General features: G+C 43.6%; 9 protein-coding genes. 4 read left to right on the forward strand and 5 right to left on the reverse strand.

Translation table 11 applies throughout. The features are described 5' to 3' along the window. Positions 1–6 precede the first annotated feature (6 nt). Entirely contained in the window at positions 7–1908 is a 1902-nt protein-coding gene (locus MHI54_RS04540; protein WP_340082395.1) for a beta-glucoside-specific PTS transporter subunit IIABC, read from the reverse strand. A gap of 167 nt (positions 1909–2075) precedes the next feature. On the opposite strand from MHI54_RS04540, the gene MHI54_RS04545 reads away from it, so the two are divergent. Beyond that, a complete protein-coding gene (locus tag MHI54_RS04545; protein WP_340082396.1) occupies positions 2076–2783 on the forward strand; it encodes a GntR family transcriptional regulator in 708 nt (235 codons plus the stop codon). A 189-nt stretch (positions 2784–2972) separates the two neighbouring features. Here MHI54_RS04545 and fumC read toward each other — a convergent pair whose 3' ends face one another. Continuing rightward, positions 2973–4361, reverse strand: coding sequence for a class II fumarate hydratase (fumC, locus tag MHI54_RS04550; RefSeq protein ID WP_340082398.1), 1389 nt, complete (start codon positions 4359–4361; stop codon positions 2973–2975). Between the two features lie 124 nt (positions 4362–4485). Between fumC and MHI54_RS04555 the strand changes: the two genes are divergently transcribed. Further along, complete coding sequence (locus MHI54_RS04555) at positions 4486–5361, forward strand: LysR family transcriptional regulator (RefSeq protein ID WP_340082400.1); 876 nt, start codon at positions 4486–4488, stop codon at positions 5359–5361. A gap of 46 nt (positions 5362–5407) precedes the next feature. Here the strand turns inward: MHI54_RS04555 and MHI54_RS04560 are convergent, their stop codons facing one another. Both MHI54_RS04560 and sstT read right to left on the reverse strand, forming a co-directional pair. After that, positions 5408–6520 carry a hypothetical protein gene (locus MHI54_RS04560; RefSeq protein ID WP_143594464.1) on the reverse strand — a complete coding sequence of 371 codons (1113 nt, stop codon included), beginning with the start codon at positions 6518–6520 and terminating at the stop codon, positions 5408–5410. A gap of 197 nt (positions 6521–6717) precedes the next feature. Further along, positions 6718–7968, reverse strand: coding sequence for a serine/threonine transporter SstT (gene sstT / locus MHI54_RS04565; RefSeq protein ID WP_340082404.1), 1251 nt, complete (start codon positions 7966–7968; stop codon positions 6718–6720). A gap of 379 nt (positions 7969–8347) precedes the next feature. Between sstT and MHI54_RS04570 the strand changes: the two genes are divergently transcribed. Next, entirely contained in the window at positions 8348–10315 is a 1968-nt protein-coding gene (locus MHI54_RS04570; RefSeq protein ID WP_340082406.1) for a methyl-accepting chemotaxis protein, read from the forward strand. 288 nt (positions 10316–10603) lie between these two features. Then, a complete protein-coding gene (locus MHI54_RS04575; protein ID WP_340082407.1) occupies positions 10604–11491 on the forward strand; it encodes a hypothetical protein in 888 nt (295 codons plus the stop codon). A gap of 84 nt (positions 11492–11575) precedes the next feature. On the opposite strand, the gene MHI54_RS04580 is transcribed toward MHI54_RS04575, so the two are convergent. After that, positions 11576–14467: an AAA domain-containing protein gene (locus tag MHI54_RS04580; RefSeq protein ID WP_340082408.1), complete on the reverse strand. Its 2892-nt coding sequence runs from the start codon at positions 14465–14467 to the stop codon at positions 11576–11578. Positions 14468–14847: the final 380 nt, after the last annotated feature.

Here is a 14847-nt window from a genome sequence, read left to right on the forward strand (position 1 = left end):
CTCCTCCTATTTCACGATCGTCAGCAAGTCATCGCCTTGTGTCGCTGTCTCTGTTTCATCGATGATGATTTCTGTATAATTTGCCGGATTGGTCACAATGATCGGCGTGATCGTCTGTACACCAGCAGCTTCAATTGCACCAGCGTCAAACTCGCTAAGCACATCCCCTTGTTTCACGCTGTCGCCCTCCTTCACATGCAGGGTGAATGGCTCCCCATTAAGCTTCACTGTATCAAGCCCTACATGGATCAATACTTCCGCCCCGGCCTTGGAGCGTAATCCGATGGCATGCTTTGTCGGGGCGAGCATGACAATATTTCCGTCAAATGGCGCATACACCTTATTATCGGTTGGCGCAATTGCCAAGCCCTTCCCCATAGCACCTGAACGGAATACTTCATCCGACACTTCTTCCAATGCAAGCAACTTACCTGTCAGCGGCGCATGGATCACTTCTTCATTGTTTGCTGCTGCAGAAGCTTCTGCTTCAGCAACTCCCTGACCTGCTTCCGCACTGCTGTCTGCTTGTTCAGCAGTATCTTCGCCGAAACCGAAAATTTGGATCAGGATGATCGGCAAGACAATGGCAATGACAACCCCGATCAGAATACCCCAGATACTCATCGGGAAATCTTCATTGATACCATTGACGATCGTCAATGGACCTGGCAAGCCTGCATATGCGAAATAGTATGGGTGGAAGAAGCTTGCAACAATGGCACCCACAGCACCCGAGATACAGCCGAAGATGAACGGCTTCTTGAATCGCAGGGTCACTCCGTAAATCGCAGGCTCCGTGATGCCGAACATACCAGTCGTCCCGGCAGAAATACCGATTCTTTTTACTTCTTTGCTCTTCGCTTTCAAGATGACACCGATGACGGCCCCAACTTGAGCTATGACGGCAATCGTTTGATATGCTTGGAATGAATCGCGACCGTACAGGTCATAGTTGGCCAATGCCAGCGGTGTGATCCCCCAGTGTACACCGAAGATTACGATGACCTGCCAAAAGGCACCGATGATTGCTCCGGCAAGCCAAGGAACATACTCTGCCAAGAAATTGTATCCGCTTGCAATTCCATTTGCACCTAATGTCGTGATCGGTCCGATCACCACCAATGTCAGCGGAACCATGACCAAGATACTTATCAATGGGACAATGATCGGACGCACAACTTCATTTATGGATTTGTTCAAGAAGCGTTCCAAGTAAGAAAGAATCCAAACAAGGAATAGCGGCGGCAAGACAGACGATGTATATGTTGTCTCTGTAAGCGGCAAGCCTAAGAAATTCGCACTGTCTCCGTTTGCAATGCTATCAGCCATGGCTGTCCATTCCGGACTTACCAGTGCCGCAACTGCAGCGACAGCAATATACGTATTTGTCTTGAAATGCTTGGATGCCGTAATTGCTATGAAGATAGGCAGAAACGTAAATGGCGCCCAGGATATGAAATCCAAAACTCCAAAAGTGCTTGTTTCTTCAAAATTCGGAAACGCCAATTTCAGCAAGATAAGAGCACCTTGCAATATACCAGCTGCGGCCAGTATATAAACAAATGGGGCAAATACAGCCGACATGGTGGCAATGATCCTATTCAGGATCGAACCTTTGGGCTTATTTTCATCATTTTCGGATGTATCCAGATTCACAAGCTTGGCAAATTCATCATATACCTCGCCAACATGCTGCCCGATGACAACCTGGAACTGACCGCTGTTTTCCACTACTGTTATGACACCCGGCAGGCTGCTTACCTCTTGTTTAGCAGAAGGCTTGGAGCGTTTCAGCACGATGCGCAATCGTGTCGCACAACGGGTAGCGTTCACGATATTCCCTTCCCCGCCGACAGCTGCCAAAATATCCCCGGCAAGCTTTGGATAATCCCTCACTTTTTCAGCCACTTGAAACACCTCTTTTTCATTTAGTATACGCTTACATTATAATTATACCGGTATAATTTATCAAGTCCAAACTAATAAAATTAACAGAGTATGATGAAAATGTAGGGTTTTCGTTGAAGCCCCACTGTGCTAAAATCTCCCTATCTTATCAAATAAGGACTGTTTCCATGCTTAAATATCAGCAAATCGCAAATGAAATCCAACAAGATATCGAAAAGAACGATCTGCCGCAGGGCACCAAGCTGCCTGTACTCGAAACGTTCATGTCGCAATACAAAACGAGTAAAAGCACTGTCATCAAGGCACTCAGCCTGCTTGAACGAAAGGGACTTGTCTACCAAGTCCGCGGCAGCGGCATTTTTGTGCGCCGCCGCAGCCGAAAAGGCTACATAAGTTTCTCCAATCATGGCTTCAGTGATGAACTGAGTGAATTCGATATCACTGCGAAAGTATTGGAACTCGACATCCGTAAACCGACGGAAGAAGTCGCCTTCAACCTGAAAATCGATCCGAAAGATGACGTTTATTATGTAAAACGGATCCGCTATATCAATGGCCAGACACTTTGTCTCGAAGAATCCTATTATAATAAGCAGATTGTCACCTATCTCAATAACGAAATTGCCTCCGGCTCCATCTTCGACTACATCAGCAATGCCTTGGGGGCTAAAATCGGTTTTTCCGATTTGTATTTGCACATCCAAAAACTGAAGGAAGAAGAGGCACAGCATCTTGGGCTGCAAAAAGGAGATCCGAAACTGTTTGTCGAGACGATTTTCTATTTGAATAATGGCCTGCCATTCGACTTCTCGCGAATCTCCTATCATTACGAGCAGTCACAGTTCTTTTTCCAGTCAACTGGGTATTCGCTGTGAAGACAAGCCTTGATGGCAGCTTTCAAATTGGAAGGATGGGAGCATATACAGCAGCACATCCAACGCCTTGGCAACAGCTATAGCCCAGGACCTTGGGAGGAACTGAAAAGGAGACTGCGCATAATCTAACGCCATTCCCATAAAAAAAGCAACCAAGCACGTTAAAAGCTTGGTTGCTTCTTTCTTGGATCAAATATTCGGCTTCACCATTTCCTCGGGCTTCACCATCTCATCAAACTGCGCTTCTGTCAGCAATTCGAGTTTGACAGCAGCCTCTTTGAGCGTCAAACCTTCCTTATGTGCAAGCTTAGCAATCTTCGCGGCATTTTCGTAGCCGATATGCGGATTCAGTGCCGTCACCAGCATTAGGGAATTCGCGACATTATCCTGGATTGTTTCTTCATTCGGTTCGATTCCCGCTGCACAATTATCATGGAAGGACACCATACTGTCACTTAGCAGTTGCACGGATTGCAGGAAGTTGTAAATGATCACCGGCTTGAATACATTCAGTTCAAAATTACCCTGGCTTGCAGCAAATCCGATTGTTGCATCATTCCCCATGACTTGGGCTGCCACCATCGTCACCGCTTCACATTGAGTAGGGTTTACTTTCCCAGGCATGATCGAGCTGCCTGGCTCATTTGCAGGAATGATGATCTCGCCAATACCACAGCGCGGTCCGCTTGCCAGCCAGCGTACATCATTGGCAATCTTCATCAAGTCGGCAGCAAGTGCCTTCAATGCCCCATGGGCATAGGCCATTTCATCATGGCTGGTCAAGGCATGGAACTTATTCGGCGAGCTGGTGAATGCTTGTCCGGTGAACTTGGTTATTTCCTCGGCCACTGTTTCACCAAATTGCGGATGTGCATTGATACCAGTGCCCACCGCAGTACCACCAATGGCCAAAGCACGCAGCTTCTCCGTAGCTTCCGAGATCATTTCCCTGGAACGGTCCAGCATATGCACCCAGCCGCTTATCTCCTGGCCCAGCGTCAATGGCGTCGCATCCTGGAGATGTGTGCGTCCGATCTTCACGATGCCATTGTACTTCTCCGCTTTTTCATGCAGGGTGTGACGCAGCTGATCCAATGCAGGAAGCAGCTGTTCATAAACTGCCAGCACTCCTGCAACATGCATGGCTGTCGGGAATGTATCATTCGAGCTCTGACTGCGGTTGACATCATCATTTGGATGTATCACGGCCGCAGAACCTTTTTCCTTCAGAAAAGCATTTGCAAGATTTGCCACGACTTCGTTCATGTTCATATTACTTTGCGTACCGCTTCCTGTCTGCCATACGACAAGCGGAAAATTATCATCATATTTGCCAGTAAGGATGTCATCACAAACGGCTGCGATCGCCTCTGCTTTTTCACTGTCCAAATTACCAAGGCGCTGATTGGCTGCTGCCGTACTGCGCTTCAATATAGCGAAAGCCTTCACGACGCGCTCCGGCATTTTTTCCAAACCTATCTTGAAATTCTCCTTGCTTCGCTGTGTCTGTGCGCCCCAGAATTTATCAGCGGGTACTTTCACTTCACCTAAAGTATCTCTTTCGATTCTATAATCCATTGTAATCCTCCTTACACCTATTTCTAGCATCATAAAAATCGTATCACGCTCATTGCATAATGTATAATGCATAATAAATATATTTTTAATTACTATATGTAATATAGGAATGGAGGATCGATTCATGGAATGGGAACAACTCGAATATTTTCAGACGCTTGCACGCGAACAGCATGTTACAAGGGCCGCTCAAATTTTATCCATTACCCAGCCAGCCCTCTCGCGCTCGATTGCTCGTCTGGAAAGCCAGATCGGTACGCCGCTGTTTGATCGCCAAGGCCGGACAATCAAATTGAATAAGTATGGAGAATTATTATTGAAGCGTGTGGATATCATTTTAAAAGAATTCGAGGAGGGAAAAAACGAGATCCAATCGCTGCTCGATCCAGATAAAGGAGAAATATCGCTCGGCTTTCTGCACACACTAGGTACGGCGATAGTGCCGAAAATCATTGGGGCATTTAAAGAGAAGTATCCACAGGTCCGCTTTCATTTAAAGCAAAACCACTCCAACTGGCTGCTGGATAATCTCCAGTTAGGTGATTTGGATCTTTGCTTGCTCTCTTCCTTCCCATTGGAATCCAACCTTGCTTGGACACCGCTATGGCAAGAAGAATTGTATCTGTTCTTTCCAAAGAATCATCCATTGGCAAACCAAGAATCGATCACCTTGGAAGAAGTGGCAGAAGAACCTTTTATCCTGATGGAGGAAGGCTATGCTCTTCGGGTCACCATCGATTCCATCTTTGACCAAGTCGGTATCCAGCCTAATATCATGTTTGAAGGGGAAGAAGTGACAACGATAGCCGGGTTCGTCGGGGCTGGCATGGGAATCTCCATCCTGCCAGACGTCAAAAGCCTGGATCAAATGAAGATTGCAAAGGTGCGAATCAGCTCACCGAAATGCGAACGGACCATTGGGATCGCCAGTATGGAAGGGAAGTTTTTATCGCCTATTGCGGAGAAATTCATGCAGCATATCGTGGATCATTTTCGTTGAAATAAAAAAGAAGAAGCATGTGCTTCTTCTTTCGGTCAATTGGCAGCTATTCGCTCCACACATATCTATAAGGCGTAATTTCTTCCTCTTTTCCCGGTACATATAAGGAGATTGTCGGTCCGCTGACCGAGCCCTCGGAAGGAGGGTAAATCTCTCCGTCTCTTGTCACATACTGCAGATTCTCAGGAAGCGCCCAATCTCGCACCCCTTTATACATAATTGCGTTATGTTTCTCGCCTGTCCGCTCGACGACTTCCTGTACCGGAATATATTGCATCATGTCCAGCACGTACTTCAGGTCATTTTCCGGTATATATGGATACTGATCATCATCCCATTCCTGTTTGTCGACAACCACACTATCGCCGCCGTCATTATTATAGATTAAATAATTATGCCGATGGACTTTGTCCTCGTCATATCCGTTCACAAACGCATAAATACTTGTCATCGTTCCATCTTCATCAAATTCTATTTCCAGATTGTCCGTCATCAAATAAGGCTCCATCCCCACTTTGTCATCTGCAGCGTCGATGATACCTTGAATCCCCACTTCATAGAAATTATCGCTGCCAAGCTTCGCCTTTTCCTCCGAAGCCATGCGTTCCAATCTCCAGCTGAGTGCGCCGTGGAAATCCGTTGCATTGTAATAGACTTTATAGGCCCCTGCTACCGTGATGAGTAAAAACACAGCTAATGCCAACAGCCATAGCCCGGGTATCTTTGGCTTTTCTTTCAGCGGTGAAATATTCAGATTCCGAGAAACCGGGATCTGCATATTATCCTTCATATGAAAAACAAAGCCCTTCTTATACGTCCGGATATACTTCAAATTTGCTAATGGAAATTCCTTTTCGCCAATTACCAGATGCTCATCCGTCAGCTTTATGGATTGATTTGATTCAAACAAGCATTTCTGTTGCAACTGTTTGCGATATATCCAAATGATCCGGCATAGAAGTATCAGGATAACGATGACGCATAAAGACAGCAAGGGAAGATTTGCCCGCAGCTGGCCAATATATGTAATGGTATCTATCAACCGCCAAGACAGCCAGTAAAACAATAGCAGCAAAATAGTATAGATACTATCGAAAAATAGATTCTTCCATACAAGTGACGAGTACATCTTCTTAGTGTGATTCCTTTGTTTTGGCAAGTTATGACTCCTCTTACAAGAAATATTATATTACTTAGAAATCATACCATTTCAACAGTAGTTTAAGAAGGAAAAATCAAGATGCACCCTCTTCGCGTTCCATACAAAAGCCGGAATTCCTTGCTATTTTCAGGAAAACCATTGCTGCCTCTTCCTACACTAAAAAACTGCATCTTATAAGATGCAGTTTTTTAGATTCAAGCTGTTTCATTTTTAATATTTATCTTGATTGGTTCTCCTGCTTTTCTTCTTTCTTTGAAATCAGCAGCAGCCGTGAACAGCACATCAGTGGAAGAATTAAGTGCTGTTTCTGCCGAATCTTGCACGACCCCTATGATAAATCCTACTCCAACCACTTGCATGGCAACGTCCGCCGGAATACCGAACAAGCTGCTTGCGAGCGGGATCAAAAGCAAGGAACCGCCTGCGACACCGGATGCACCGCATGCACTGACTGCCGCCAAAACACTGAGCAGAATCGCCGAAATGATGTCAACCTCGATATGCATTGTATGGACAGCAGCGAGTGTCAGTACGGTGATCGTAACTGCCGCTCCGCCCATATTGATTGTCGCACCCAGCGGGATGGATACGGAGTAGCTATCCTTATTTAAACCAAGCCTTTCGCTAAGCTTCATATTCACTGGTATATTCGCTGCGGAACTGCGCGTGAAGAATGCTGTCACACCACTCTCTTTCAAGCAAGTGAACACAAGCGGATATGGATTCTGCCTGATCAATACATAGACAATAAGAGGGTTGACAACAAGCGCCACGAAGAACATACATCCGAGCAGCACTGCCAATAGTTTTCCGTAACTTGCTAAAGATGATAGACCATTATCGGATATGGATGTGAATACAAGCCCCATGATTCCAAGCGGCGCAAGCTTGATCACCCATGTAACCACCTTGGACACGGCATCCGAGCAGTTAGAAATGACAGACTTGGTTGTATCGGAGGTGTTCCGGAGCGCCAAGCCGAATAGGATTGCCCAAGCCAGGATACCGATATAATTTGCATTCACGATTGCATTGACCGGGTTATCCACCATGTTCATCAACAATGTCTGCAGTACTTCACCGATTCCTCCCGGAGGTGCCGCCGCATCCTCAGGACTATCGACAAGTGACAAGCTGATTGGAAAAATGAAACTGGCAGCTACTGCTACGACCGCAGCTGCAAAAGTCCCGATAAGATAAAGGACAACGACCGACTTCATGTTCGTCTGCTTGCCTTTTTGATGCCGGGCGATGGCAGCCATGACCAAGAACAGCACAAGCACTGGCGCAATCGCTTTTAAAGCACCTACGAATAATGTACCTAAAATGGTAACGGGCTGTGCAGCATCCGGAACAGCAACCCCAAGAATAACACCAATAATAAGACCAAGAATGATTTGCTGCACCAAGCTTAGCCGATTCCACAATTTTAAAGCATTTCTCATGAAAATCCCCTCACTATCTTATGCTGTACCAAGGGAGAAGTAAGTTCAGTCCACCCTAACAGGACAACTGTCTTTATAATAAGAACAATTATAGTGGTATTTAAATGGGATTACAAGATGCTTTGCTCATCTTTCATATATTGTCAGTCTGCTGACTCTATCCTGCTTTTAAAAGGACTGCTTATTTAAGCATTTGAATCCCGATTTATCAGCTTGTTTCTTTAGCAGGACAGTATAAATGTTCCATAAATCAATAGATATCCACTCTACTTTTACTTAGTTTATTTAAAAAAAGTAAACTTTCCCTGCTTATTACCGAAATTAAAATGGAGGGATTAAGCTGCCAAAGGAAAGCAAACAGAGAGAAGGAATTCAAATAATGAAGAGCATCACACTCAGCATCAAAAACAAACTTATCATTGCTTTTATTGCAATACTCATCATCCCGAGTATACTCGTTGGGACGCTGTCTTATATAAGCGCCAAAAACGAACTTTCGGATCAGCTTATCGGAAGTGCAAGTGAAAACGTCAAAATTTTAAATGGAATCATCGATGATACCATTCAGCCCAAAATACATGACACACAATTCTTTGCCGCCAATATAAATCAGTCGATGTATGATGGCATGGAAAGCCCTGAAATAAGAACCAAGCTGGATCAATTCATCGAATTACATCCGGAACTTGAAAGTGTATATGTCGGTACCGCCGACGGACTCATGATTCAGTCCCCGAATAACGATAGAGATGATGACTACGATCCAAGAGAGCGACCATGGTATAAGGAAGCGATGGAAAATAAGGGGAATGTCATCATTACCGAACCCTATGAATCCAGCTCGACAAAGAACACAGTGGTGACCATTGCAGCGACCACAACGGATAATTCCGGTGTCGTGGCCATGAATGTCGATTTGAAACAGCTGCAGGAGACTGTCAGCGGAATCAATATTGGTAAAAATGGGTTTGCAGTAGTGCTGGATAAAAACCAGAATGTCATCATCCACCCAAATGAAGCGTCTGGGACCAAAGCAGAAGGTTCTTATTATGACAAGCAATATAAGAGCGCTTCAGGCGGATTCGAATACGAAAAAGATGGCGAGGCGCGCGAATTAGTCTTTATGACGAATGAAACGACTGGCTGGAAAGTATCCGGGATCATGTCACGGACCGAGATTGCCGATGCCACGGCTCCTATCCTTATCACCGGAATCGTTGTTATCGTCATATCCCTGCTGATCGGGGCTTTGATCATTTTCTCTGTCATCCGCTCGATCATCAAACCTTTGAATATATTGAAAAATACTGCTGAAAAAGTCAGTGAAGGAGATCTTACAGAAAAAGTCGACGTAAAATCAAAAGATGAGCTAGGACTTGTTTCCAATGCCTTCAATAAGATGATCGACAGCCTCGGTAATTTAATCAGAAAAGTAGAAGATGAATCCGGTCATGTAGCTGCATCTTCAGAGGAATTATTGGCAAGTGCGGAACAGACTGCCTCCGCGACCGAGCAGGTAGCTGCAGGGGTACAGGAAATTACGAACGGCGCCGAAGTACAAAAGAAAAATGTGGAAGATACCGCCCAAGCCTTGAACGAAATCGCAGCCGGCATCAATAAAGTGGCGGAAAGTGTGCAATCCGTAACCGATCTCACTGCTGAGGCAGCTGATCAAGCCAAAGACGGCGGAGAATCCGTCAGCAAAACCGTCCAGCAAATGAACACCATTTACGAATCCGTGAAAGAATCGAATAAAAACATCCATTCTTTGCAAGAGCGTTCAAAAGAGATCGGCAGTATCGTGAATGTCATCGTCGGCATCGCCGATCAAACGAATCTTCTGGCATTGAATGCTGCAATCGAAGCCGCTAGTGCCGGCGAACATGGCAAAGGCTTTGCCGTTGTCGCCAACGAGGTAAGGAAATTAGCCGAACAATCCCAAGCGTCAGCCACACAAATCGAAAAACTTATCCAGTCCATCCAGGAAGATACACGTGTATCCGTCAAAGTGATGGAATCTGCGACGCAGAGTGTGGAGAGCGGCATTGCTGCATCCAATGAAACAACAGAAAAATTCGAAAAAATCATCCAAAGCGTCTATGATATCTCACCTAAAATGGAAGACGTGGCAGCCATCTCCGAACAAATAGCTGCGAGCATTCAGGAAGTGGCAGCACGCGCAAATGAACTATCATCCATCGCCAAAGAAAGCGCATCTGCTTCCGAAACGATGGCAAATTCCACCGAAGAGCAATTGGCTTCCATGGAAGAAATCGCCGCAGCTGCGAACGCCTTGTCATCACTGGCAGAAGAACTGCAAGCTTCCTTGCGGATATTTAGATTATAGGAATCGGGGCTGGGACATAACCAATTCCCCAGTGCTTAAAACCGAATCTTATTCTTGAGCGCCGCTTCGGTAGAACACTCCGCTGGAATAGATAACTAATCAAAAAACCGAACTTATGCAAATTTTCGTATGAAGATTTGCAATATAGTTCGGTTTTTTATTTGGCTAAAACACTTTTGTCCCAGCCTCTTTTTCTATAGTGGACCATTCCCTTCCACTCTTTTACATAATGGGTTGTACTGCCCTTTCCAAATACCATAAAATAGAATGATAGAAGGGATGCGAAAAATGCGATACATATCAGGTATCTGTCTTTGTTTATTATTGTTGGCCGGCTGTCAGGAAGAAACAGCCCCTGTATCGATCGAACCACCATCACAAGCACGAAGCGTTCCAGCTATATCCTATGCAATCAATCAATCAGGATTGCAGGTCACGACGAACAGCGGGGAGGATTGGATGCAGGTTCCTGTGGAAGTCGACGAGCTTTTTAGAGGAGAATACCAAGGCTCCAAAACGGAACTGATCGATCAAAGTTATAGCTTATCCGAAGGAAGACTAGCTTTTATCATCGGCGGCATGGGGCACACAGCTGTTTTATCATCCACGGACCAAGGCAGGACTTGGGAGACAGCGGAACTTCCTGATGCAATCGAAGGTGTCCGCTTACGTATCATCGGCTTTACTAGTGAACAGGATGGCTTCGTCATTCTGTCAGGCGGCAGAACCATGTCGGCGGAAGGCAACCAAATTTACCAAACAGCAGACGGCGGCAGGACATGGACTCTGACAGGCAGTGCACCCAGCGAACGGATTGTCCAGAGCGGCACATTCGTCTCCAAGGATATAGGCTTCATGACTTTCGGCTTAACAGGTCCTGCAGAATACTATCGTACAACTGACGGCGGAGCAAATTGGGGAGCATTTGAAGTTGAATTGCCCGGCATATACGATGAGATCTTTACGGTAATGGAATCAGCAGAATTCGAAGGCGACCAGCTCATCATGACAATGGGACAAGGATCAAACGGCGATTATTACGGCGGGAATGTGAAAGCCACACTTGTCTCAGACGACTATGGTGCCACATTCGACATGACTGGATTGATTGACCCCGACGATGTCATGACAGAGGAAGAAGAAGCAAATTGGCGGGAGAATGATTCTTACTATTAAGATATAAATAAGGCTTCAGCTCTTTGTTTTGAGAGCTGAAGCCTTTGATATTCACGACATGAATTAAATACTTTACTTATAGAATCAATTATAGTTTAGCATAGGAAAGTCATGCATTTTCACTGTCATTCTCTTTAGCAGGCTGCTAGGCTTACTTTCACTGTTCGATAAACATCCCATATCCCCAAACGCTAAAAAGCTGTCTTTGGCGCGAGATACGGCTACGTTCAATAAGCTTTTATTCGCATCAATAAAGAAACATCCGTCATTGTGACCATAAACAGTTGACATGATGATGATTTTTCTTTCTCCACCTTGAAAAGTATGGACAGTTCCAACATCCACAAGCGTCCGTAGCTCTTTCGAAAGCTTGTTCTTGATAACAGAGACTTGTGCCTTGAATGGAGTAATGATACCTACTAGCATTTTCTCCTCCTCACCCTGATAGCTTTCCTTGATTGCTGAGAAATTCTCATTTAACCATTCAGCAATTTTACTTGCTTCTTTTTCATTATATCTGCTTCCAGCTCTTTTTTGAGAATGCGCAGTAGTGACTTGTACGTGCCCTAAAGGCTTTATGGACAAGCTAGCTATCTTATTATCATCATCTAGTGCAGCTTTTCCTCTTTTAGGCTTTAAATTCCCCTTGTATACCAACCGGTTGCAGTATTCAATTATCTCATCATAACAGCGTCTATGTTCACTTAAGAATAATCCCCTATCGCTGTATTTTTCATATCTGCAGCTCTTGCATGCCACTTTCATAACACTGGATTCTGATGTATTCAAACCAAGATCACTGAGTTTGTCAAACTCTTCAATTGAATTGATGACTCCACTGGAAAGGGCCAAAGAAATATCCAAAGATTTATTAATATTCCATACCGGTTCGATTTGATGGACATCACCAACCACTACAGCTCGTTTGGCCAAAGAGAAAGAACATGCTGCAATCTCCGGTGAGACCTGCCCCGCTTCATCTACGATCAATAAATCGATGTAATCATATAGATAATGTTCTTTTCCGTTATCATATGCCAATAACATTTTAGGGAGCTGGTAAAAAGTCATAACGAAACATGGAGATACCATACTCAAGTTCTCATACATCCTTTGAAGAACGTTTGGAAAGTTTTTTCCTTTCTGATTGTCCGTCAGTCTCCTTGCCTGCAGCCATCGACATTCATAGTAATGGACTGCCAGCCAGAAAGAAGCATACTTAGCAGTGGTATCCAAGAACTCATTGAGACCACATAATGAATTCATATTTACATCATTTGAACTTACAATCTTTAAATCGACTAACTTTCTAATATAATCCTTATATTTTGTTGTAAGATCAATTACTTTGCTCTCCAGGCTCTTTAGATTTTCCATTTCATTTCTTATATCCTGTGTTTTTTTACTATATATAGAAATAATCTCATCTTCATTCATTGACTCATTTATATATGTTTCCTCCGGTTGAATGAAGTATCGGATACGATCTTCCTTTCTCTTTTTAAAGTTCGGCAAAAAACCAAACCATCGAATCATTTTTGGCAGCTTATTAAAATGAGCTATCCATTCATCGATTCTGGCGCTGATTGCATTATACTGCTCCTCTAACTGAACACGCTGCCTTCCTAAAATCTCAATGTATGTCTCCATATCGTATTCACTGGTGAATTGTTGATTAAATTCCTCCATTACAGACAAAAGGCTCTCTCTTATTCCGTTAACTTCTGTAAGTCTCTCCCAAATAGCTGACTCGCATTCCAAAATATCAGTAAACGCTTGTCCGAAATAATCCTTGCAAGCATTCAGCATTTTAGCAGTAGATTCTTTTATGTTATCTTCACTTTCCAATTTATCGAAAAAATGTTTACCACGCGGATTAGTGAACTGAAATCCCTTTCTTTTTGCTTCTTCCTCCTTACTTATAGAGGGGAAGTACACAGCAAAGCTATCAACTCCTGTTATCCATCTTGTTTCCAAATCACTTTCCGTCCATTGTTTCTCCATTTTTCCGAACGACTCAATAATATTTGTTACTGCTTGATTATTCGTTGACGATGCAACTATCACTGGTGCGGTTTCTTTCTTAATTGCTCGTTCAACAAAAAGATTTGCAACTAATGATTGAAGCAATGTTGTTTTCCCTGTACCAGGTGGCCCATTTACAGCAAGAATTTCCCCTTCGTCCATTGCATTAAAGTGATGAAGGCATTCCCTTTGTGATGGGGATAAAGGGTACTCTCCCCCCATTTGCCCCAGGTGCTTTTTCATATTTGAGGAATTGTCTGCGAGCAAAGGGGTCAATGGAGTTACTTCTTGCTTCATAAAATTCTGATATAATATGTGCTGACTGAGATCACTTGTCAATAAATGATCATATAGCTTCAGCAGGGCCGCTGTAGAGTTTATCGTTTCATCTCTGATAATATATATTTTTTCATCCAGTTCCATACCGTTGACCAGATTGGCAGTGATTTTGGTTTTAGTGACTTGTTCATACATATCACAGACAAATGTATAGTATTCTTCCCAACTCGACATTTTTTTGAGTCTATAAAAATTATCACTGAAAAATTCATCGAAGTCGTTCAGTGATCCAACAGCGATGTCTTGGTCTATTATCGGAGTAAGATGTTCCCTTGCTATCCAAGGATATTTATTATCAGATGGTTCCAATACCCCCTCAGAAGTAAGCGTTGCTGGAACATAATAGATACCATTTAAATCGTCCAGTTCATGTTTGTCATACTTTTTTTCCTGGCCATCAAAGATTGTTTTTATAGACTTAACTATAAGTATGACAGGAAGAGTTTGCTGACTGAATTTCTTTTTATTTTGTAATCTGTCAAAGTGCTTTTTGTCTGTCTTGCCATATTGAATTTCATTGATGGACGCAACTGCAAATTCATTATTTTTAAAATCAATTCTTAGTTTAGAAGCAATACTATCCCTGAAATACTTTGTCATGTTAAACGTCATGTTGTTTGAACCCTCCAATGGAACCCGTACATTCCTAAGTGGTAAATCTATACATATATATACTATCGGAAAATTATATCATCTTTTTAATACAAATTATTCCTGACTCATGAATTCAGAAAAAGATACGTTGTTCATCCACTTTATTTAATACTGTCTTCATCTAAAAAGAGATATTCCTTATCTGCCTCTTCATAGAAATATGACCCCTATGATGCAAATAAAAAAGAAGCTGTGGCTTCCCTTCAATAAGTGGAAGTCATCAGCTTCTGACAAAGCTATTTATTAATTTAGAGATAACACTGCCACGCACTCCACATGTGTAGAGTGCCGACGGTAGGAAATTAACACTATGAGATGTAGTAGTTTACCTTTTATAT

The sequence above is a fragment of the Terribacillus sp. FSL K6-0262 genome (assembly GCF_037977385.1).
Lineage (GTDB): Bacteria > Bacillota > Bacilli > Bacillales > Amphibacillaceae > Terribacillus.

What these genes read in the sequence shown, in the direction of transcription:
- MHI54_RS04555 (WP_340082400.1), top strand. Translation starts at nt 4,486, where the DNA reads ATGGAATGGGAACAACTCGAATATTTTCAGACGCTTGCACGCGAACAG.
- MHI54_RS04580 (WP_340082408.1), bottom strand. Translation starts at nt 14,467, where the DNA reads ATGACGTTTAACATGACAAAGTATTTCAGGGATAGTATTGCTTCTAAA.
- MHI54_RS04575 (WP_340082407.1), top strand. Translation starts at nt 10,604, where the DNA reads ATGCGATACATATCAGGTATCTGTCTTTGTTTATTATTGTTGGCCGGC.
- sstT (WP_340082404.1), bottom strand. Translation starts at nt 7,968, where the DNA reads ATGAGAAATGCTTTAAAATTGTGGAATCGGCTAAGCTTGGTGCAGCAA.
- fumC (WP_340082398.1), bottom strand. Translation starts at nt 4,361, where the DNA reads ATGGATTATAGAATCGAAAGAGATACTTTAGGTGAAGTGAAAGTACCC.
- MHI54_RS04570 (WP_340082406.1), top strand. Translation starts at nt 8,348, where the DNA reads ATGAAGAGCATCACACTCAGCATCAAAAACAAACTTATCATTGCTTTT.
- MHI54_RS04545 (WP_340082396.1), top strand. Translation starts at nt 2,076, where the DNA reads ATGCTTAAATATCAGCAAATCGCAAATGAAATCCAACAAGATATCGAA.